Origin of the sequence: Proteiniborus ethanoligenes, from assembly GCF_900107485.1 — a bacterium.
Classification (GTDB): Bacteria; Bacillota; Clostridia; order Tissierellales; family Proteiniboraceae; genus Proteiniborus; species Proteiniborus ethanoligenes.
In genome coordinates, this window is the sequence record NZ_FNQE01000006.1 from 25,201 (window position 1) to 48,521 (window position 23,321).

Consider the following 23,321-nt stretch of genomic DNA (forward strand, 5'->3'; position numbering starts at 1 on the left):
AGGTGTAGGAATGGTAAAGGAAAAATATATTAAGACTTTTAAAGAAATAAGCATAAACATATCTCAAACAGAAATAAAATCCGTCAGAAAAAAGGATATTACAAAAACAGGATTCAGAATATATGAAAATGGCTTTATAGGTATTGCAGGGGCTGTAGGAAAAGCAGATGAGGCTGAGCTTGAAAAAAGAGCAATAGAAAATTTAAAGCTTCAAATACCTTATCCTTACGAGCCTTCATCAAGCCTTGTAAAAGAAGTTGATTATAGAAAAGAAACTCTTTCTGATGAAGATTTTGTAAGTGAAGTAGAAGAGCTGCTTAAAATATTGAGAGAAGAGTTTCCTGACTTTATTTTTTCAAATAATATCTATATTCAAGAATTTGAAACTAAACTAATAAATAATAAAGGACTCAATCTAACTCATGTAGATAGAGCTGTTATAGCAGCACTTATAATAAAAGAAAAAGCTTCTGTAAACGTCTTTGATGCATTTGCAAGCTTTTTAGATAGAGAGTATAGTAGAAATGAAATCTTAAATAATGTAAGAGAAACTTTAACAGCTTACAATAATAAGGTTAAGCTTCCTGTTCAGGGTAAACAGCCCGTGGTATTTTTAGAGAATGATGAACGACTACCCCTTAAGAAAATTTTAGAGGAAATGAACGGATACAAGATAGGTACAGGCGCTTCTCTATTTAAAGACTTTTTAGGTGAAAAGAAATTTAGCGACAGCTTTACACTATACCAGAGTACAGAAAGAGAAGATATTACAGAGTTTGAATTCTTTGATGCTGAGGGTGTTGTAAATGAGGATAGATATACTTTAATCGAAAATGGAAAGATAATAACTCCATATACGGATAAGAAGACTGCAGCTCAATTTAACCTGCCTTTAACTGGCAGTGCTTCCGCAGATTATGATAAGGTTCCATCCTTAGGAGCTAGAAATCTTAAGGTAGCATCTAGCAATAAAACCTTAAAGGAGCTATTAAATGGGCAACTGGCTATTGTAGTTCTCCTAGCTTCTGGTGGTGACTTTACAGCAGAAGGAGTATTTGGTACGCCTGTTCAGCTAGGATTTTTAACTGATGGCGAAAAGCTTCTAGGAAGGCTTCCTGAGCTTACTATTTCAGGTGAATTATATACAATGTTTGGAGATGACTATATAGGAAAGTCTAAGGATAAGGCGCTATTAGGACAAAAGGCTTTAGCATTCAATTTAAATGTGGATTATATATAGATAATAGCAATTTAGTAATAAAAAAAAGATATCTAGGAGACCACTGAATAACAGGCAAAATTCAAGAATTTTTCAGAAGTCTCATATCTAGGTGTCTTTTTTTTACTTTCTTTTCATTATAACTATAAATGCCATTTTATGATATAATTAATGCAGTTAAATATATAATCTTCAAGGAAGTGAGTCTTGTGAAAACCATAGATTGTCTAGGTGATATGTGCCCTATTCCAATTTTAAAAACACGAAAAGAACTCAAATCATTGAGTTCAGGTGATACGGTTAAAGTTGTGACAGATCACAGCTGTGTCCTTGAGTCTGTAATGAGTAACTTTAAGAAATATGATATTTCCTATAAAGAAGTCATAAATGGTGTTTGGGAGATTTTCATAGTAAAGCCTTAGCATAAATTTTTTTGTGCTATACTCTTAAAATATTCTACAAATTCGTAGAGTACTTTATTTTCTCTTGTTTTCTTGTCATGTATTAAATACATATCATATTCTATTGAAAAATCTGCAATATTTATTAACATTAGCTGTTTATTGTATAATTCTTTTTTTATAGATGTGTAAGGTAAAAAGCCTATACCAAATTCATTTAGTACAGATAGTTTTACTGACTCTGCTGAATCGCTATTGTATAGAATTTTTAGATTATCTATCATTAATCCTAGTTCTTTCATTTTGCTTGTTATAGGATCCATAACATGCATTTTATCATTTAATAATACAAGTGGATATTTAATTAAATCCTTAAAATCAATTTCATCAGATATATTATAATTTGATGAAGAAACAAGAACAATTTTATCCATACCTATTTTATAATAGGAAAGATTCTGGTTTTTAGGTTTACTATATATAACTCCAATATCACATATATTGTTCATAACATTTTCTTCAATTAAGTCTGATTCATTTGGATTTAATTCATAACTATGATTTGGGAATTTGTTTTTAATTTTATACATAACACATGGTAAGGAATAGGTAGCAATTGACCAACATGCCTCAATCTTTATATTTCGTGCATTTTCATTATCTAAATGTAACTGCTCTATCATAGCTTCATATGTTCTTACTATATTGTCAGCATATTTAAAAACAATAAGTCCTTTGTCAGTTAGTTCAACACCTTTATTACTTCTATCTAATAATTTATAACCCAAAACTTCTTCAAGTTTTGAAATCTGCTGGCTTAGTGCTGACTGAGATATATGGGCACTTTTAGCTACCTTTGAAATACTACCCATTGTAGCAACTTTATAAAAGTAATCTAGGTACTCTATATTCATTCTCTACTCAGCTCCTCATGTAAATAAATATCACTATTTACATTATATATTATAAATAATTAAATAGCAGCAATAATCACAAATTTAAATGTAATTTAGTATTTTCTGTATCACTAAATAAGTCGAATATGCATTTATGGTATAATAATAAAATTCGATTAGCCTGTGACGAAAATTTACTGTATGAGAAATAACTCAATGAATTCGAGGTGTATGCTATGAATAGCAACAATCTAAAAAATCAAATCCCTATTGGTCTATTAGTTATTGCCTTAATTATAGCTATAGATATATTTTTACAATCAATATCAGATATCCACAGTTTCTTTTGGTTAACTGGTATAGCCTTTGGTTTTATACTTCAGAGATCAAAATTTTGCTTTGCTGCAGCCATAAGAGATCCCTATTTAATTAATGGCACATCATTAACTAAAGCAATGCTAATAGCCTTTGCCATAACAACTATTGGCTTTACTGCAATTAAGTATGGAGCATATATTAATAACCACGCAATTCCTGGACAAGGCTCTATTGCTCCAATAAGCTTTGCTACCATAGTTGGTGGTGTTTTATTTGGCATAGGAATGGTTTTAGCAGGCGGCTGTGCTTCAGGTGTTCTTATGAGAGCTGGAGAAGGCTTTCAAATGCAGATACTAACACTTATTTTCTTTATTATAGGCTCTTTATGGGGAGCACATGATTATGGCTGGTGGGATAAAGCCTTTATTTCGAAAGCTAAGGCAATATTTCTCCCAGATGTTTTAGGTTGGTCCGGTGCTTTATTAGTACAATTATTATTTATTGCTTTACTCTATATTTTAGCTGATAAATGGGAATCTAAAAATAATCATGACTATTAATGTGTGATTTGGGGGGATAAAATTGAATCTAAATGATAATAAATTTTACCTTAAATGGTTTAAAAATTCTTGGACTTATGTTACTGGTGCAATTCTTCTGTCCTTGTTTCAAATTGTTACTTTAGCTGTAACAGGAGAAGCATGGAGAATTTCTTCTACATTAACAAACTGGGGAGCATGGATATATGAGGCCCTTGGTGGAAATGTATCTTCTTGGTTTTATTTCAGCTCGGAAAGCTCTCTATTAACTTTGCAAGAGGGGTTTTTAAAAGACCCTAAATCTATTAGGAATATAGGCATTATAGTAGGTGCACTACTTTCTGCCTTAATGGCGTCTCAGTTTAAGTTTAGAAAAATTAAATCTAAAAAGCAAATAATTGGTGCTTGTATAGGTGGGCTATTAATGGGATATGGTTCTAGATTGGCTTCTGGATGCAATATAGGTGCTCTCTACAGTGGTATAGCTTCTCTTTCTTTAGCTGGATGGGTTTTTGGTCTTTTCATTTTTATAGGAGCTATTATAGGCAGTAAACTAATAATTAGATATTTTTTATGATATTTTAATTAGTCATTATAAATAAATAATTTTAAATATGATAAAAAGAATCCAAAATAAATGATTACTTATTTTGAATTCTTTTTCTATATTTCTTAAGAGTAATTATATCTATTGTCATTGGCTAATTATGTCTACTATTTCCTCTTTGATTTTTATATATTCCTCTCCAACTTTTACACGACCATTTTTATTAGTCATAGCTGTATAGGTAAAATCAAGGCTAAACTCCTTTAATATTTTGCCAGGAGTTTTAGACATAACTACTACTTTTGTTCCAAGAGATAATGCTTCATCTATATCGTGTGTAATCATAAATATTGTACTTTTAGTGTCCTTCCAAATATTTCGAATTAAAGTCTGCATGTTAACTCTTGTAAGTGCATCTAATGCTCCAAAGGGTTCATCCATAAGTATGACTTCAGGTTCATTTGCCAGCGCCCTAGCTAAGGCTACTCTCTGTTTCATACCACCAGAAAGCTCAAATGTTGCCTTATCTCCAAACTCTATTAACCCTACTTGTTCTAAATAATGTTGTCCTATTCGTTTAATTTCATCTTGTGGTAGGCTCCTCACTCTAGGACCATATTCAATATTTTTTCTCACACTCATCCATGGATATAAGGTGGGTGATTGAAAGACCACACCTCTGTGCCAATCAGGCCCTTTAATAGGTTCTCCTTGCATGAGACATGAACCTGTTGTAGGTATTATATATCCAGCAATAATTTTAAGCAATGTACTTTTACCACATCCAGAAGGACCTAATACACACAGAAATTCTCCCTTTTTTATCTGTAAATTTATATCTTCTAGAGCCGTTATTGGCTTTGTATTAGTTTCATAAGTTAGGCTTACATTTTGAACGTCAATAATTACTTCTCTTTTTTCGTCTTTCCCCATTTATATCACCTCCATGGCAAATATGATATAGTTTGTTTAAAATATTCGTCTATTTAAATTATTTTAATATCTTTATAGCCTCTTCTATATAGCTAGGATTAATAAAGTTATTAAACTCTTCTTGTATTGGCACTTTATTTAAAAAACCTTGTTGTGCTAGAAAATCTGCTGTATCTTTCATAATCATTGCAAAGTTACCAGTGGAATTTGAATTGCCTAAATATTGTTCTTTTATTAGCTCTTCAGGTGATAGCCATATAGCACCTTGCATCTGTTCTAAGGCATCTTGTGTTTCAATTTGAAGCTCTTTTGCTACAAAACTAGCTCCTTCATTTGGATTTTCTCTGTATATCTTTGAGCCTTCAGCTAAGCAAGCAATGAAAGAAGCAACTAAATCAGGATACTGTTCAGCAAATTTTTTTCTAACTAATTTTGTGTTTGCTGTTACATAACCTTGGTTTGCCATTTCTTCGCTATTTATGATTACCTTGCCATCTTTCAATATTTTCCCTAGTGAAGGCTGCCAAGTATATGCTGCTTCAATATCTCCTCTTTCCCATGCTGCAACAATATCTACTGTCTGCATATCTAAAAGTTCTACCTGATCTTCAATTCCTGCATTTTTAAGTGCATTTAATAAACTATAATGAGATGTAGATGCAAAAGGAGTAGCTATTTTCTTACCTGCAAGATCCTCTATGCTATTAATGTTGGAACTTTTCTTTACTGCTAAAGCTTCTATTTCTCCAAGAACTTCATGAATCCATATTAACTCTACATCTAAACCAGTAGCTAAAGCTACTACTGCATTGGTATGTCCCATAGAAGCAAAATCAATGCTTCCTGATGCAAATGCCTTGTTAGCTTCTACTCCTGAATCAAAAACAATGAAGTTGCACTTGATACCTTTTTCCGTAAAATACTTATCAAATATCTTTTGTGAAATCGCTATAGTTTCATCATTTGGAACTCTTAAAATTCCAAAGTTTATTTGCTTTGGTAAAGATGTGTTTGGCCCCTTTGCTTGACCAGAAACATTTAAATTGTTGCCGCAGCCTATCAATGAAAGAACTAAAACACCTGACAACATAATTAAAGCTAAAGCCTTCATGGATTTTCTCATTTTTCACTACCTCTCTTTTCTTAATAATTAAACATAACCTTTCCAATACACAAGCTTTTTTTCTAAAAATTTTAAGCCTGCATCTATTAAAATGCCTGTAATACCCATGATTATAATACCTACAAACATTACATTGCTTTTTAAATACCTAGATGCATCAATAACCATCCAGCCTATTCCAGAAGTGGCTGCTACCATTTCTGAAGCTACTAGAGTAGTATAAGCTACTCCTACTGCGGTTCTAAGCCCAGTAAATATTTCAGGCATACTAGCAGGTAATACTATATGAAAGAAAATATTTCGGTGGCTTGCTCCTAGCGATTCGGCACTTAGTATATAGTCTTGATTAATTTTAGTAACTGCTGAAACACATGCAATATATATGGGAGCAAAAGCAGCTAAATATAATAACGTAACTTTAGATGTTTCATCTATCCCAAACCATAGTATAAGCAAGGTATAATAAGCAAGTGGCGGAAGAGGACGATAAAACTGAATTACTGAATCCACAACTGCCCTAATTTTTTCAAAATACCCGCTTAACAATCCAAGAGGTATTGCAGTTAATACAGCAAAGAATGAAGCAACGAACAGTCTTTTGAAACTAATACCTAAATGCATCATTAAAGAAGTCCCATTATAGCCATCTTTTAGTATATTCAAAAAACTATTCCATACCTCATATGGTGATGGCACTAATACTGACTGTACCATATTAAGTTTAGTTACAAAATACCAAATCCCTAATATTACTATCCAAGTTGCAATAGTTAATTTTTTTGAGCTTTTCACTTTCCTGTTTTTTTCTTTCATTTCCTTTTCTCCTCCTCTTTTTCTCATTTTGTATTATGAAAAAAAGATATTCCTTTGTGTGTAAATAAAAACCTTGTAAGTCTTTTGCCTACAAGGTTTTTATTAGCTGTTAAACTAATCTACCTTATATAGAAATAATCTAATTAAAGTTATATTCAGTTACTATTTTATCTCTTCCTGATACTTGGTCATTAAAATACTCATAGCAGCAAATACCTAGGAAAGATCCTGAAATATTATATAGATTGTCATATCCCATATTCTGTAATGCCATAATAGCATTATAACTTCTTTGGCTTGAACGACAATGTAGATACACTGGTACATCCTTTGGTATTTCTGAAATTCTATTTCTAATCTCACTTAATGGGATATTAATTGCATTAATTAAATGACCTTCTTCATATTCATCTACTTCTCTTACGTCTATAATATAAGCATTGCTCTCTACTAACTCTCTTACCTTTGTAACTGGAACTTGTCTAAATCTTCCATTTAATATGTTTAATGCTACTAAAGAAGCATGGTTTATTGGGTCCTTTGCAGTACTAAATGCTGGGGCATAGCATAATTCTAGTTCTTTTAAGTCTTCTAATGTTCCGCCCATCATAATCATAGCTGCAATAACATCTACTCTCTTAGAAGCATTACCCTTTCCTATAGCTTGAGCTCCTAATATTTTGCCTGTTGGAACTTCATATATTAGTTTAAAGTGGAATTGACTATTTTCAGGCATTAATCCTACAATATCTCCTGGGATAATGTAAACAAAATCATATTGAATTCCAGCTTTTTGTGCAGCTTTCTCTGTTAATCCAGTGGATGCTGCATTCATGTCAAATATTTTCACACATGAAGAGCCAATAACACCAGTATTTCTGTGTGGAATTCCATATATATGATCTGCAGCAGCTCTCGCTTGCCTTTGAGCTGGTCCTGCAAGTGCAAGTCTTGTTTTAGAGTGAGTTAGCTTATTATATACTTCAATAGCATCTCCTACTGCATAAATGTCTTTGTCATTTGTCAAATAATTATGATCTACTTTTATTCCACCAGTTTCTCCTATTTCAAGTCCTGCTTCTTTTGCCAATGTAGTCTCTGGTCTTACTCCTATTGCCATAACTACTGCTTGTGCCGGTACTGTTTTACCTGAAGCAAGTTCTATATGTTCATCTTCAACCTTTGCTATTGCATCTCCTACAATTAAATTAACCCCCTTTTCCATCATTTCTTTATGAAGTAATTGAACCATATCATAATCAAATGGAGCCATTATTTGATCTGCTGCTTCTACTAAGGTTACATTAATATCTAAATCTGATAACTGTAAGTTTTCTGCTACTTCTACACCAATAAATCCTCCGCCAATTACTGCTATATCCTTTACCTTGCCACTTCTTACATATCTGTTTAATTTGTCAATATCAATAACATTTCTTACTGTAAATACATGTGATTTATTGTAGCCATCAATTTTAGGGACTATAGGATTAGCACCAGGAGATAATACTAACTTATCATATGCTTCCTCGTACTCTTTATTTGATTGTAAGTCTTTAACTGTAATAGTTTTTTTATCTCTGTTAATCTTAATAACTTCGCTATTTACTCTTGCTTCAATATTGTATTGATTTTTAAATTGTTCTGGAGACATAAGTACAAGATCATCACTGTTTTCTATCATGCCACTTAAGTGATTTGGTAAACAGCAGTTTGAAAATGATACATGAGGTCCTCTTTCAAACATGATTATTTCAGCAAACTCATCAATTCTCCTTGCTCTAGCAGCAGTAGAAGCTCCCCCTGCTACTCCACCAACGATTAAAATTCTTTTACTCATAATCTTTTCCTCCTTTATGGTTTTGTTTTCTTATATAACAGAAATAGAAATCCAATATGTGAATTTAATAAAAAATTAGGTTGTCTATCTGTATTAAATTTATAATAAAACGTTTGCATAAAACTATTAAGCTTTTGCTTTTCCTTTGTACCTACTTGGTGGTATTATATTAACTTTTCCTGCAAATAATTTAAGTCCTACTATTCCACCTAAACAAAGAGCAACCATGAATCCCCAGCCAGACAATGAAAAGCTGCTAATTGCAGAATATAGAGCACCAAGATTACATCCACCTGCTAGTCTTGATCCAAATCCCATAAGAGCTCCACCAACAGCATAGTATACAGCATCTTTAAATCTAAAGTTAAGGTTAAAACTAAACTTACCTGCTAAAAGCATACATAAAGCTGCTCCAATGACAATTCCTACGTTTCTAAGTGTGCCACCATCATATATTAAACCAGTATTAACATCTTTAACAATACTTGCAAAGGCTGGTGATGTAATTTCTATGCCAAATAGATTCACAATCTTAACTCCTAGCTTTGTAAAGGCAGAGGTTACTCCCCAGTTTTTCCCTGTTGTATTTAATACAAATATAAATCCAATTGATAATAACATTCCACCTTTAAGAAAACTCCATCTTTCAATGAAAAACTTATGATATGTTTTGTAACTAAAGAATTTAAAGTCTTCATCCTCTGGTAGTGGCATTTCATTTGGTTCAAAAACTGTCTCTTCATAAAAACCTTCTTTTTTTCTAAAATCTTCATATTTTCTAGTTATTACATATAAAACTAACAATATTGCAAAAGATATAATAATAGCCCCTATAAATCCAAATACATCTGGTAAATATACTTGTGCTCCTATTTTACCTATGGATGACTGTGCAATTGAATCTCTTAAAGCGTGACCTGGTATAGTAAATAAAACGAAAAATGGTAGAGCTATGGCAGAACGAATTTCTCCTTCCCCTAAATCACTAAGTGTACCTGATGCACAACCTCCAGCAAATATCATTCCGATTCCGAAAAGAAATCCTCCAAGAATAGTAGAGATATTAAACATGCTTACAGATTGGCTTCCAGGGATAATCAAATCTGAAGAAGCGGCTCTAAATTGTGGTACTGCTCCTTTTGCTACAGCTGCCCATTGTATACCTGCTGATGCAACCATAGTGATAGCAAACATTATTAAAAGTACTTTAGTAAGGCTACCTTCTCCTGTAACATAAATTCTTTTGATTCCGCCTGCAAAGCCATATCTTGAACGAGAAAGTATGTATCCTAAAACCACACCAGTAATAAGAAACAATGTTAATTTGTTATCAGTTTGACTTAAGAACTTGCCAAAAGCTGAAGTAATTGCAATGATACATAGTGCAATGATTAATTGAGTTTTATTGATTTTGGCTGTAGTTTGCATTTTCATTCCCCTTTCATTGTGTTTTTTTTAACATTTTCTTTGTGTTTATTATATAACAAACAATCCCCTTTCTATAATTAGCTTTTCTTATGCAGTATTAAAGATTTTGAAGGTGAATAAAAATATTATATTTTTAAGGCTGTACAAAAGCCAAAAAAACCACTGGATTTTACCAGTGGTTTTTTTATATTCACTTTATATGGTGATTTTTATATTCATTTTAATATTGCTTTTCTACAGTATATTCTTTTTCGCTTTTTATCATTGAAGTAGCTGATTTTCCCTTTTTCATACTAGCGTCATATGTTGTATCTATGATTATCCACTCATTAGTGTCTTTTAAGTAAACTTGATTCCAAGCATGATATGCTTCTATATCATTTTTCCTTCCCATTACTAGTTTTGTAGGTACATCTACGCTTCTAAGCATTGCTGCAAATAGTGCTGAATAATCATAACATATTCCCTTTTGCTCGTTTAAGGTACTATCTATGGAAGGTATATATCCTGCTTGTACACTTACAGCTTTTTCATTATCATAGCTAATGTTATTTACAATGTAATTATATATTGCTATTACTTTTTCATTATCATTTTTTGCACCCTTAGTTAATTCATTAGCTTTTTTTATAGCGTCCATGTTTTCGTTCCAGTTTACGATTTGGCTGGATTGTAAGAATACTGTATTAGCATTTGATAGCTTTAAATTTATCTCTTCTTTTTCAACTTGTCTGTATTTATTACCATCTACATTTTCTAAAATGGAAACTGTATATTTACCATCCCCAAGCTGTAGTGGAAAACTATTGTATGCTTTTATATCGTAAGTATATTTTACATCACCTTTACTGATCATTACTTTTGTTGCTACATCTTTTTTTGGTGTATAATTTATGCTTATTAACCCACTCTCTAATTGGCTTTTGTCTATATTTGAAGTTGAAGCGAAAGCCACTGTGGAAGATAATATTATTGTAGCAATTAGTGAGAAGATTACTAGATTACGCTTTAACATAAAAAACTCTCCTTTCGGTAACTGGCTGCCATCTTATTTCTAAGGAAGGCCCTTTAGCTTTGCGCCCCTAGCTTTCGCTAGGTTTGCCTTTATCGGTGAAAAGTCACTGATAAAAAATTACATTTATTTTCTTGATTTTACCATAGCTTGTCCTTTAAAAAAATAATCCAAAAGTCCTATTTTTTCTAGGACTACTCTGTCTATTGTTTAGTCAATAATCTTTCCTTTTATTATCAATCTATGGGTCGGATTAACCATAGGATGACATGTGATCAAGGTTATTTCTTTATCCTCCTTGTTATTATTTAATACCCATACATCTTCTGGATAAACATATAGCTTTTCTGTTACTGTATATTTATATTGATTATCTCCACTATCTACTTCCACTATGTCTCCCAGCTCTACTTCTTCTAATCTATTGAAGTTTCGCCCATAGCTGCGGGTTCTATGTCCTGCTATGGCATAGTTGCCTACTTCTCCTGCTTTCCCTGTATTTTCTACACTAGCTACAGATGTTTTTAGATTTTTTTCTGTAGCGCCCTTAAGTATGGGCTGGTTAAACTTTATTTTATTTATTTTAAGTATTCCTTCCATGTTTTTATTTATATATTCTTCTTTTTCTTTTGCTGCTTTAGCTGCTCTTTCTCTAGCTTTTTCTTCTTCTTTTCTTTTTTCTTCAGGATCCTCTTTTGTTTCTCCTTCTTCTCTTGGTTCTTGTGGACTTGCTTCCATATGTAGATTGCTATCTTCATCTAAATTATATATTTCATCATTTTCTATTTCTATATCATCTCCACTATCTATGACCGCCAAGCTCTGCTGCCATTGTTCTACGAGTTTAGCCTGCTTATAATCTACATATAGCTCTGATGCTTTGGGATATGCAGCTAGTAACAAGCCTATAATTATAATAATCCACGATAGTATTTTTCTCTTCATTTTATATCCTACCTTTAAATCTTGTTTGTCGAGTTTGAACCGTTAAATAAACATATGTACTCAATGGGTTCGGTATTTAAAAGGCAGAGACTTTGTAATCTCTGCCTTTTATACCGTTTCCCCTATAGCCCTACGGCGCCCCTTTACTACAGCACTATTTTTCTATATTATTTTTCTTCTTAGGAATACTCCTAGAAGTACTAGTAATAATCCTGTAAGATAATATCCTAATTTACTGCCTTCTCCAGTTTTAGGTAATACTGTACCTAATGGTACATCTTCTACATCTATTTCTATAAATATTTCTTCTTCTGTTCCGTCTGGGTGCTTAATTATTATAGTAAATCTGTCTTTTCCTACAAACCCTGGATTAGGAGTATATTTCCACCTTCCATCTTCATCGATGGTTACCGTCCCGTTTTCAGGCGGATTCTTAACCTTTGGATCACTTCCCTCTGGAACTTCTACTTCTCCTTCCTTTGGGGTTTCCTTTGGAGTTTCTTCCTTAACTGTAGGTTGCTCCTCTGGAATTGTTGGTTCCTCTGGGTCTGTTGGAACTGTTGGCTCTTCTGGTTCTGTTGGAACTGTTGGCTCTTCTGGACTTGTTGGTGGCTCTGTTGGTTTTTCTGGGTCTGGCTTCGGTCCTGGACCTGGCCCTGGGTCTGGGTCTACTGGTGGAATCCTATAATTTATTTTCTCAACTTTAGTTGGCTCTATCTGATTCTCATTGATCTCAAACTCTACTGGTGTCTTATCTAATCTATATCCAGCAGGAGCTTTAGTTTCAATTAATTGATAACTACCAGCTTCTAAGTTTTCTAAATGAATTTCACCATTTTCATCTGTTGTTAAATCTTCAACATCAATCCCTTCAACAACTTCATATTCCCCATCTAGTCCTTCTTTCCTTAGTTCAAAGATTGCGTCCTTGAGAACCTCGGATTTGTTCCAATTGTATTTTGTTAACTTCACAGAGTAGTCCTTCTTTATGTTCTCTATAGGTCCTACTGTGACTTCTTTACCATTTGTACCCTCTCCATCTAATACTACTGTTATTGAAGTAGTATTTGGTACATATTCATCAAGTGCCTTCGTCTCTAATATAGTATAGGTGTCGTATGGTAAATTATTGAATGCTAGAGTACCGTCCGCTTTAGTGGTTCCAGATGCTATAACAGTATCGCCTTTTTTAAGCGTAAACTCTACTCCTTCTAAGGGAGTCTTAGTATCTGGTTCTCCTTCAACTACGCCTACCTTTGTGAGTATTATATTACCTTCGCCGCGAATATTTTTTGCTGTTACTGATGTGATGGTTGTTTGATTTTCTTCGATTTTAAAAGATATTGTATAGTTTTCTGGTAATAGATAGTATTCTGGTGATTTTACTTCCTTAAAGTAATATTCATCTGGTTCTAGATTATTTATTGAAATTTTGCCATCAATATTTGTTGAGATACGTCCTTCGTCTCCTATGTCTTCACCTTTTTCATTTTGCTTAACATGTGTCCCATCGGTTTTATAAAGTTCAAACACTGCTCCAGATAACCTTATATTAGCATCACTTTCATCTACTTTAGTTAGCTCCACTGCTTGATGAATTTTTTCGTTTTGTACTACTTCCTCTTGTTCAGGTAAAGCAATAGTTATATTAATATCTTCCGAATAACCTACATATCCTGATGGTGCTTTTGTTTCATTCAATATATATGAGCCATATTTTATATTAGTAAATTTGGCTATTCCATCTGCATTTGTTGTTGCAGTAGCTATTATATTCTTAGAGTTATCATAAAGGGTAAACTCTGCACCGGGTAATGAATTATTGTTATCCTTATCAATCTTTTTGACGATTAGGTCGCCTTGCTTGGTATTGGTTATATTGCCTAGATCAATTATTTCTATATTTTCAGCCTTAATTTCAAATTCAATATGCCCTTCATCTAACCAATATCCTTCTGGTGCTTTTATTTCCTTTAGATAATATTTACCTGTTGGTAAATCATCAATAAGGATTATACCATTCACATCTGTTGTAAGTTTCCCTATTATATCATTTTCATTTCTATCTTTTGTAACAGGTATTCCATCGTGTTTGAAAAGTTCAAATTCTACACCAGCCAGCTTTATACTAGGTTCTTTTTCATCTATCTTTGTTAATTTGAAGCCTTGGTTTATTTTTGTATTAGTTAATTCAATAACTTTTGCTTCGTTACCTGATAATTTAATGTCAGTGTCTGTCCCCATTGTAAATGGTTGGTCTTCCATTTTTATATATCCTGCTGGTGCTGATACTTCTCTAATAAGGTAAGTACCATATCCAACACTGTTAAATACAAATTCTCCATTCTCTTCTGAAGTAGCTTCCCTGATTATATAATGATTATTTCCTATTTTCTTTATTAGCTGGAATTCAACATTCCCTAGGTCCACTTTATTTTCTGTTGCGTTATCATATCCAACTTTCTTGAACTTCACATTTCCTTTTTTAGATGAAGAAGTTGCGTCTGAAAAGCTAAATTTAAATTTTTGTTCTACTTTAGAATCGTTATCTTGTCCTTCACCTGTATCCTCAGATCCTTCGTATGTGATAGTAGCTTCATTAGTAAAGGATTCATTAGTATTATTTGCTTCTAGCACTAATGTTTTATATTGTACTTGAACTGCCTTTCTTTCGGGACTAGATAGATTTCCTAAATCTAAAGTAAAACTTCCTTCCTCATTGTTTAGCGTTGGTGCAGGGTTTGGGCTAATCCAAGAACCATATGTTATACTCCCATTAGAAGCTATTTTAATTTCTCGTACTCTAATTGTATCTGGAAGAAGCATTAAATTATTAGAAGGTATGTCTTTTAATGTAACCATTCCAATATTAGAAAGTGATTTATTGATATCTATTGTCCAAGTCAGCACTCTATCACTATTTGAGCTTGCATTCCCTGAAACTGATTTTGATATAAGGTGGTTTGCATTATTTACTGTTACAGGTTTAGATTCTAAGGTATGAGTCGTGGTATCTTTAGTCTTAAAGGTGGCAGTGTTTGTATATTTACCTTTATCTTCATCATTCTGTTCTGCTTGTTCTCCTGTGCTGAGCCCAATTATATTGTCGGAGTCCCTAGTTTCATATTCTATATAATATGCTTTATTGTTCTTTCCACTCTCTAAATCACTTTTAAATGTTAGTGTATATCCTGTGCTTTTACCATTTGTAGCATTATATGATACTGTATAATCTGTTTCCGCTATTAGGTTACTAGGATCTCCCTTAGTCCCTTTAGTATCATCGGATCCATAAGGTGTGAAATTATATATCTTTAATGAATCTGCTACTATGTCATGACCTGGTCCAAGAGTGTCTGTTAAAATCGCTCCTTGGATATCCTTTTTATTGAAGTTTACTATTATACCCCAAGTAAATGTTTGGGTACTGTAATTATAGTTACCTTCCTTCCTACCGTTGTTTGTAGTTGTTGTTTTAGGTTTATAGCTATCGGATACAGTAACAGTATAATCTCCCCAAGTAGCTGTCGCAGTATTTTTATATTCACTAGCGACTTTACCATCTTCACCTACAGCATATTTAGTTTTATAGGTTATTGTTGCAGTTTTGCCTTTTGTAATATTGATATTTGTTATAGTGAAGCCTTTGGTTGAGTCAGAATTAGGTGTTATAGTATGTCCAGTTGATTCAGTTATTGTTATGGTTCCCTCAAGGCTTTGCTCACCAATACCTGTTACCGTATCTTTTGAAGCAAATACATCTGCAAGTTTTAAGTTGGTGATATCAGCATTATCTGCTTTAATGGTGATTTTCCAAGTTAGTTCTTGATTTGCTAAGTCTAAAGTATGAGATTTTTTTAAAATATTTTGTCCTACTGTATAGCTTTTAGAATCTTTATGGCTCCCTGCATTTACAGTATTGGTTACAGTAGCTGACGGACCAGTATAGAAGTCTTTATCATATTTAGCTTGGTATACTATTCTATATGCATCTGTAACAGGACCATCAAATTTTAATTTAAAGCCTTTTACATTACTTTCTTCATCCTGGACTGTAGTAATAGTATAGCTTGGACCGTTAGGATTTTCTCCACCTGAAAGTCCTCCTATTTCTGTTCCTGTATCTACTACATTTCCATTCGCATCAGTACTCATTTTATATACTTTGATAGAACTTGTATCAATATTATGGGGTCCTGATAGAGTGTCTACAATGTTAAATTCCCCTTCTCCTGGCTCCGGTATACTTGCTAGATTATAGTTATATCTAATCTCCCAGTTTGACTCATAGTTGTCACCACTAATTCGAATTTTTTCAAGTGCTTTTCCATAGGTAATGCTTTGGGAACCTGTAAATGTCTCTGTGGTAAATCCTGGGCTAGTCAATGTTGCCGTATTTTTAAATTCTTGAGGTCCAGAAGGTGAATCTTCAATTACCTTTGTTCTATAAGTAATTTTATAAGCATACTTACCAATCAAGGAATTTATGGGAAAGTTCGTATCTGTTGAAACGGTTGTTCCAGCCCCCATCTCATCTATTACACCACTTAATCCAATATCATACCTTGCAACATTAACTGAATTCTCTACAATTATATGGGCTGGTTTGCTGCTAGGCACATCTGTAATTGTTGCATTGTTTAAAGCTTTACCTGCTTTATTCACCCAAATTACCCAGTCAATATATCTTTCACCATCTATGATAGTTACTCCAAGACTTTCCTTTGACATCTTTTCATCTTTTGTCTTAGGCTTAAAGGTTAGTTTTATAGTCTTAGTCCCACCAGCTTGACCTGGAGTCGGAATCTCTATTTTTTGTTCTAAATCATCCCCACTAAATCCAAACTCTGAAGAAAAGTTTAGTGTAACTATAACTTCATTGCTTATATGATTTAAAGGGTCTAAATCTTCAGATAAATAAACCTTTACCTTTCCACCTTCATATTTGTAACTAAATTTTGGCTCTCCTACATCTGGTGATGTATATCCAGAAAGATTGCCAAAGTCTTTTATAGCAGTTGGAAAATCAAATTCAAAATAATCTCCTGTTTTATACAGATAAGCATCATTCTCTAAATTTACATTAAATACTATTGTAAACTTCGCTTCCTGTTTCTGCTCAAGTTCTAAGGCTTCAATTGTTGTTTCATCTGCTGTTGCAAGGTCTATTCCATTTACCACCAAGCTGAAAGATATCATCTCACTAGGTATGTATACTGCTTCTGTTACTGTTTCTCCCCCTTCGCCATTCATCACCTCAGCATAGACATATTCTGCTACAGGGGCTGCTATTTGAAGCAGCATGGCTAGGATAATCATCATGATTATCTTGTATTTACTTTTATTAAAAAGCATATATTTCCTCCTTTCTTTCATAATCTCAACCCCGTTTTTATTTAAATAAGTATGTATTTCGACAAAATACATACTTATTTAATAGTATCTAATGCCAATGGCATAAGATATGCTATAGTTGCTTGAATCTATTCCTTTTTTTTGCCATTTAAACTTTGGGGATAAGATCCTAATTTACTGAAGGATTAGCCATGTTTACTGTGTTTAACTAAATATTCCATTGGATTATCAAAAATAAAGCCAGCTTCACATTGTTATAATGAAGCTGGCTAATAAAACTATTCCTATTTAATTTTTTTCTCTAATAATACTAGCTCTACACCATGTACTGGAACAAATAGTTTATCTTTATAGTCTCCCTCTATTTCTGAATACTCCACAGTCATTTTAGGCATTGCTTTTCCTTTAAGGTATTTTAGTTCCTCTTCTGTCATGTTTTCTGGCGCTCCCATGTCTATCCATGCATCTACTACTGACCCATGCTCTCTATTCAACTGGTATCTTGTTATTTTATAATAGCCTGAAAGTCCAGATATACATAGCTTTACTTCCTTTGTAGGCTTGTCTTCAAAAACTAAATATCTTTGCGTGTTAGTAAGTGCAGAGGTATCTCCGCTTGAAAACAATTCATCTAAATATGCATAGTTATAAGCTAAAACTTGAATATCTTCATCTCTTTTCGTTATTACGTATTCCTGGCCTTGTCCTATTATTCTATTTCCGAGCTTAGACAATAGATAGTAAGCAAAATAAGATGGTTTTTTTAATCCTTCTTTGTTTATCAGCCCAAAGCCTCCATGGAAATGGGATATGCCTGCCTTAAACTCCTCCATTATATCTGTAAATGTCCAATGTCCTATAAAATCAACATTTCCTATGTTCTCCAAAATATTGCTTATAATAAATGTGGCAGAAAAGCATGTATCATTAATTAGATTTCGACAATATGTTGAAGCATTCCACTCTGTTATGTGAAGTTCTGGTTTTTTTATTAAATATTTGTTTATTTTGCTGTTAGCTGAACTTAAAGTGTCATGAGTGTGATTTTTATCATAATAAATCCTTTTAACAGAACCCCATATGGACATTAAATCTAAAGGTTCTTCCTTTTGTATGGCTTCAATCATTATCTCCTCAACCTCTTCCTTTGACGAAAAATCCTCTGGATAAATGTGCAGGGATATAAAGTCTAAGGGAGCATTATTGCTATTACAATAATCTAAAAAATCCTCAAGCCAGGTTCCTTCCTTTACAACCTGATGAGTAATGGAAGGACCTCCTACTCTGAATTTAGGAGAAATGGACTTTATGGCTAAAACAGTTTCTTTGTAAAAATTAAAATAGCTTTCCTTGCCACCAATCCAAAATACATATTCCAGTTCTGGCTCATTCCATACTTCAAAATACCAGGTTTCTACTTCTTTTAGACCGTATCTATTAATGCAATGCTTTATGAATTCTTTTACTAAATCTGTCCACAATTTAATATCCTTTGGCTGGGATATATTTGCATTCCACCAAAAGATAGTTTCGTCTGAGCTTTTTATCTCTGAAGGCATAAAACCTAATTCAACAAAGGGTTTAATATTTATTTTTTTAAAAAAATCAAAGAGCTCGTCAACATAAGACCAGTTGTACACTACATTACCATCGTTGCCAATATTATATACCATCATTTCATCTGAAAATATGCCATGAAACCTTATATATTCAAATCCAAGTTCGTCCTGCAGCTCTTTAAGCTGATTCTGCCAGCCTTGTCTTAGTCCCTCTGCTGCCCTGCCAAAGCTAGTTAGCTTTTTCCAATATGGCTCTAAATATTCTCCTTCCTCATTTGCCTTTGCAGATATGGTTTCAGTACTTGTAGGTGCCATATTATGCTTTTGTGCTTTTTTATCCATTAAATCTAAATATTGAAATAGGCTTTTAAATGCAGCACTTCTATCTACATCTAAATAAGTTTTGCTCCTTACCTTTCCTATATCATGGTCCTCAGCTTTTGAAATGTAGTTTGGGTTTTCACGCTTTTTTCTGAATTCTGTAGGGGTGAGATTATATATATCCTTGAAAAGCTTATTAAAAGATTTTGTACTAGGAAATCCACTTTCATATGATATTTCTGTTATTGTTTTATCAGTGCTTGTCAAAAGCTTAACACTCTTGTCTAATCTTATATGATTTAGATACTCTTGAAATGACATTCCCATATGTTTTTTTATGAAATGCGATAGATAGTAGAGGCTAAGATGTTCTATTTCGGCTATTTCTTTAAGAGTTATCTTACTTTCTAGGTTTTCGTTTATATAACTTATTATCCTTTGAATTCTTTCAATGTCTTTTCTTATGAATGCAACATTTTCATTTTTCACAGCTGTATATGTAAAATGATTCATCAAATGTGAGATAAGTAAATTTACTTTACTTCCTATTGTAAACTGATAACCACTAGTTTGTTTATTAAATTCCCATACTATTTGAGCTAGATACCACCTGATTACATCAAATCTTTCTTGCTCATCTTCTCTATAAATGAAGGATTTACAGTCAAATAACATCCTATTAATCTGAGGATGATAAGCAGTATAATGTGCTGGATTTATTTGTAATGCTAGTATTATATTATCTTCATCTGTTTTATTTGTATTGTGAATTTCATTACTATTTATCAATATTAAATCATTTTCTCTAAGCAAAAATCTTTCATTTCCTACATTTATACTTACTGAGCCTTTTAGAATCAAAAGTATCTCTATTGCATCATGCCAATGCATTTTAAAGCCATCAACGCTATGGATAAATGCTTTTACGGGAAATCCGTCTTGACTATTCACTATTTCATATCCAAAAGTCATTATATCTCCTCTTCCTCTCTTCCCTATATTCCTCCCCATAATTATTCGTTTTTTCTTTTGTATGAAAATTCGATGTGATAATTTTCCCTTCCAAAAATTAGTCGCAGCTATCGTAGATAATAACTCTATTCTTGCCTTGTGCTTTGGCTTGGTATAAGGCTTCGTCTGCCCTCTCAATAATTTTTTCAACTGTATCAGATACACCTTTTATTTCGGTGATTCCTGCACTGAAAGAGCATCCAATTAAAACCCCTGTCTTACTTTTAATACATTGGATATAGCTTTCATTGTCTCTAAATCTTTCTAAAACCTTGTGAGCATTTTCTTTAGTTGTCTCAGGAAATAGGACAATAAATTCATCTCCTCCAAATCTAAATACATAGTCTGTAGCTCTCAGAGAAGATTTAAGTGTAGATACAAAACATTTTAAGGCTTCATCTCCTGCTAAATGTCCATAAGTATCATTTATTTCTTTGAAGCAGTCAATATCTACAAATGCAACAGAAAAAATCTTACCGTTTCTTGTATATGCATTTTTAATTTCCTTTAGCTTTCGCCATAGATAAGTTTTAGTATAGGCCCCCGTTAATCCATCTTCAACAGATAATGCTTTAAGGCTTATATATCTGGTTAATGTTCTTTCAACCCTAGCTATTAGCTCATTTTCTTCAAAGGGCTTTGTTATATAATCATCAGCACCTATTTTTAAAGCTTTTATTTTGCTCTCTGTTATGGCGCTGCCCGATAACATGATAATAGGTAACTCTGGCTCTGTCTTTCTAATTAATGCTGTAATTTCATACCCATTACTTTTGGGTAAGATTAAATCCAATATGGCAAGATCTATCTTATTTTCTTTTATTATACTGATTACTTCAAAAGGATTAGAAGAAAGAATAACTTCATGTCCTCTTTCCGTAAGGAGCCTTTCAAGTATATTCAGCATCATTACGTCATCATCTAAAATCAATATTCTACCCTTGTAGCTTAATTTGTCCTGTTCCCCAGCATTGCCTTGCAGATGGTCTTTTGTTAAAGCACTAAGTTGCTTATTCCTTTTCATAGTTAATTGTTCTATTGGTATTTTTATAGCTTCCACTTTATCACCTTCTCATTTTTTACATTTGGCTCTTGCTTTCATTTGTATAAGTATCTCTATCATATAACATAATTTTAAAAGTTCCTAATAATTTATTAAATATTTTATCATATTTTGTGAAAATTTGTTAATTTTTTTACATGTCTAAATTTAATTTATTATATTTGATAGTTTAAAATAAATCATTCCTTTTATTGCTATTACCTATGTCGTTTTTTGCTTTACTCATATAAAGAACAATTCCTTAGGCTCTCTGTTTACTAGAGCATTTACATTTTTGTGTATCTCATATATAATTTAGTCTACAATATAGTAACGAGGTGATTTTAGTGGAAAACCAAAGTACAAATGTTGCAAAGGCTTCAATAAGGCTTGCCATATCTACTAGAGATGAAGAAAAGTCTATTATAGAGGATCTTCATAAAAAAGGTTTTAAAGCTGCTGCTGTAAATGTTGGTGGTGATTTGATAAATTCTATACCTAAAATTATAGAAAGAGCTTTAGTAGCTTCTAAAAAAACTGGAATTATTAAAGATTATCATGTCCATGAAGGTGCTGTGGCTGGCGCTGTTATGGAAGCTATTACTCAGGTAAATCCAAAGGCTATGGGGTTAAACTTTGGTGGGAAAATAGGTATCGCCAGATATGAGGAGCATATTAGTGTTTGCCTTTTCATAAGCATTGGACTACTTCATCTAAATGATCTTGCTATTGGATTGGGCCATAGGTCCATACCAGTAATAAAAGAATAAACTAGAATTAGTTGTTAGTTGTTAGCTAAAAGTTTTTTAACTTTTTCTTGACATTTTAATGGAAAGATTATAAAATCAATTTTAATTATTCTAAAAGTGATCCTTGGATTACACTCAGGATTACAAAAAGAATTAGTAGGTTTGTTTTTTTGTAGATAGCCATTGAGGCTAAGGGGAGTAAGGTAGGATTTAGCAGAAGACTTTAAACAAAAAATTAAAAAATTGGAGGACGGTAGTATGGTAGGAAAAAAACATCTCACCAGTCTAAGTAATATCTTAGGCTTTATTTCAATTCTTATGATTATCACTTTATTATTGAGTGCTTGTTCATCTAGCAATGATTCCAAAAATATGGTTTCAATAGGAATAAGTCAAATTGTCGAACACCCTGCATTAGATAGTGCTAGGGCTGGTTTTATTCATGCATTAAAAGAAAAAGGTTATGAGGAAGGTAAAAACCTAAATTTAGATATTCAGTTTGCTCAGGGAGATATAGCCTTGACAACTACTATTGCACAAAATTTTGTATCACAGAAAAAAGATTTAATTCTTGCTATTTCAACTCCTTCTGCTCAATCAGCACATAACTCTACTAAGGATATTCCAGTATTATTTACAGCTGTTACTGATCCTGTATATGCAGGCTTAGTCCAAAATCCTGATGCTCCAGAGGGCAATGTAACAGGAACTAGTGACTTAAGCCCTGTAGCTAAGCAGCTAGAGCTTGGTATGACCTTAATTCCAAACACGAAAAAAGTTGGTATTTTATTTAATACCAGTGAGCTTAATTCTCAGCTACAGGTAGATATAGCTAAAGAATCTGCTGCTTTTTTAGGTATTGAAATAATCGAAATTCCAGTTACTAATACATCAGAATTTGAACCTGCTTTAAACGCTAAGATAAAAGGTATAGATTTTTTATTTCTTCCATCAGATAATTTAGTAGCTTCTAATATGCCTATAATATCTAAAATAGCCATGAATAATAGAGTGCCTATTATAGGAGTAGATGAGCCTATGATAAAAAATGGTGCTCTTGCCTGCGAAGGACTTGATTATTATAAGCTAGGCCATCAAACTGGAATTATGGCTGCTGAGATTCTAAGTGGTAAAAGCATAAAGGATACACCTGTTTCTATGCTTAAAGAAACCCAATTAATAATAAATGAAGATGCTGCAGAAGAATTAGGTATAAATATACCTGATGAACTGTTAAAAAGAGCTACCCTAGTGAAGGGAGCTGAATAAT

17 protein-coding genes and 1 riboswitch are annotated in these 23,321 nt (G+C 32.8%); of the genes, 6 read left to right on the forward strand and 11 right to left on the reverse strand.

The window, feature by feature from the left end; genetic code table 11:
• Window positions 1-10: 10 nt before the first annotated feature.
• Together BLV37_RS03640 and BLV37_RS03645 are read left to right on the forward strand one after the other, a co-directional pair.
• Window positions 11-1,240, forward strand: a complete 1,230-nt coding sequence (locus tag BLV37_RS03640; protein WP_091727420.1) for a metallopeptidase TldD-related protein — start codon at window positions 11-13, stop codon at window positions 1,238-1,240.
• Between the two features lie 188 nt (window positions 1,241-1,428).
• The gene (locus BLV37_RS03645) at window positions 1,429-1,641 is read left to right on the forward strand and encodes a sulfurtransferase TusA family protein (RefSeq protein WP_091727598.1); all 213 of its coding nucleotides are present in this window, start codon (window positions 1,429-1,431) and stop codon (window positions 1,639-1,641) included.
• Here BLV37_RS03645 and BLV37_RS03650 read toward each other — a convergent pair.
• Window positions 1,638-2,534 carry a LysR family transcriptional regulator gene (locus BLV37_RS03650; protein ID WP_091727423.1) on the reverse strand — a complete coding sequence of 299 codons (897 nt, stop codon included), beginning with the start codon at window positions 2,532-2,534 and terminating at the stop codon, window positions 1,638-1,640. The two genes, BLV37_RS03645 and BLV37_RS03650, sit on opposite strands and share 4 nt — an antisense overlap.
• A 218-nt stretch (window positions 2,535-2,752) precedes the next feature.
• Here BLV37_RS03650 and BLV37_RS15405 point away from each other — a divergent pair, with 218 nt between their 5' ends.
• Complete coding sequence (locus tag BLV37_RS15405) at window positions 2,753-3,394, forward strand: YeeE/YedE thiosulfate transporter family protein (protein WP_091727424.1); 642 nt, start codon at window positions 2,753-2,755, stop codon at window positions 3,392-3,394.
• Window positions 3,395-3,416: 22 nt separating this feature from the next.
• Window positions 3,417-3,950, forward strand: a complete 534-nt coding sequence (locus BLV37_RS15410) for a YeeE/YedE thiosulfate transporter family protein (RefSeq protein ID WP_091727427.1) — start codon at window positions 3,417-3,419, stop codon at window positions 3,948-3,950.
• Between the two features lie 117 nt (window positions 3,951-4,067).
• Here the strand turns inward: BLV37_RS15410 and BLV37_RS03665 are convergent, their stop codons facing one another.
• The 10 genes from BLV37_RS03665 to BLV37_RS03710 form a co-directional block, all read right to left on the reverse strand.
• Window positions 4,068-4,853: an ABC transporter ATP-binding protein gene (locus BLV37_RS03665; protein WP_091727430.1), complete on the reverse strand. Its 786-nt coding sequence runs from the start codon at window positions 4,851-4,853 to the stop codon at window positions 4,068-4,070.
• A 58-nt stretch (window positions 4,854-4,911) separates the two neighbouring features.
• Window positions 4,912-5,976 (reverse strand): taurine ABC transporter substrate-binding protein, encoded by a 1,065-nt coding sequence (locus tag BLV37_RS03670; protein ID WP_091727433.1) that lies wholly within the window; start codon window positions 5,974-5,976, stop codon window positions 4,912-4,914.
• Window positions 5,977-6,003: 27 nt separating this feature from the next.
• Window positions 6,004-6,789 carry an ABC transporter permease gene (locus BLV37_RS03675; RefSeq protein WP_091727435.1) on the reverse strand — a complete coding sequence of 262 codons (786 nt, stop codon included), beginning with the start codon at window positions 6,787-6,789 and terminating at the stop codon, window positions 6,004-6,006.
• Between the two features lie 139 nt (window positions 6,790-6,928).
• Window positions 6,929-8,629 carry an FAD-dependent oxidoreductase gene (locus BLV37_RS03680; RefSeq protein WP_091727438.1) on the reverse strand — a complete coding sequence of 567 codons (1,701 nt, stop codon included), beginning with the start codon at window positions 8,627-8,629 and terminating at the stop codon, window positions 6,929-6,931.
• 126 nt (window positions 8,630-8,755) lie between these two features.
• A complete protein-coding gene (locus BLV37_RS03685) occupies window positions 8,756-10,063 on the reverse strand; it encodes a YeeE/YedE family protein (protein ID WP_244270459.1) in 1,308 nt (435 codons plus the stop codon).
• Window positions 10,064-10,277: 214 nt separating this feature from the next.
• A complete protein-coding gene (locus BLV37_RS03690; protein ID WP_091727443.1) occupies window positions 10,278-11,072 on the reverse strand; it encodes a transglutaminase-like domain-containing protein in 795 nt (264 codons plus the stop codon).
• Window positions 11,073-11,085: 13 nt separating this feature from the next.
• A riboswitch (cyclic di-GMP riboswitch) is annotated at window positions 11,086-11,170 on the reverse strand.
• A 109-nt stretch (window positions 11,171-11,279) separates the two neighbouring features.
• On the reverse strand, window positions 11,280-12,014 hold the full coding sequence (locus BLV37_RS03695; RefSeq protein ID WP_091727446.1) for a class D sortase: 735 nt from the start codon (window positions 12,012-12,014) through the stop codon (window positions 11,280-11,282).
• Between the two features lie 162 nt (window positions 12,015-12,176).
• Window positions 12,177-17,369, reverse strand: a complete 5,193-nt coding sequence (locus BLV37_RS03700) for a SpaA isopeptide-forming pilin-related protein (protein ID WP_176967856.1) — start codon at window positions 17,367-17,369, stop codon at window positions 12,177-12,179.
• Between the two features lie 284 nt (window positions 17,370-17,653).
• Window positions 17,654-20,221, reverse strand: coding sequence for a GH39 family glycosyl hydrolase (locus BLV37_RS03705; RefSeq protein ID WP_091727451.1), 2,568 nt, complete (start codon window positions 20,219-20,221; stop codon window positions 17,654-17,656).
• A 97-nt stretch (window positions 20,222-20,318) separates the two neighbouring features.
• The gene (locus BLV37_RS03710; protein WP_091727454.1) at window positions 20,319-21,320 is read right to left on the reverse strand and encodes a diguanylate cyclase; all 1,002 of its coding nucleotides are present in this window, start codon (window positions 21,318-21,320) and stop codon (window positions 20,319-20,321) included.
• A gap of 329 nt (window positions 21,321-21,649) precedes the next feature.
• Between BLV37_RS03710 and BLV37_RS03715 the strand changes: the two genes are divergently transcribed.
• Window positions 21,650-22,072: a HutP family protein gene (locus BLV37_RS03715; RefSeq protein ID WP_091727457.1), complete on the forward strand. Its 423-nt coding sequence runs from the start codon at window positions 21,650-21,652 to the stop codon at window positions 22,070-22,072.
• Between the two features lie 237 nt (window positions 22,073-22,309).
• Entirely contained in the window at window positions 22,310-23,320 is a 1,011-nt protein-coding gene (locus tag BLV37_RS03720) for an ABC transporter substrate-binding protein (RefSeq protein ID WP_091727459.1), read from the forward strand.
• Window position 23,321 lies beyond the last annotated feature (1 nt).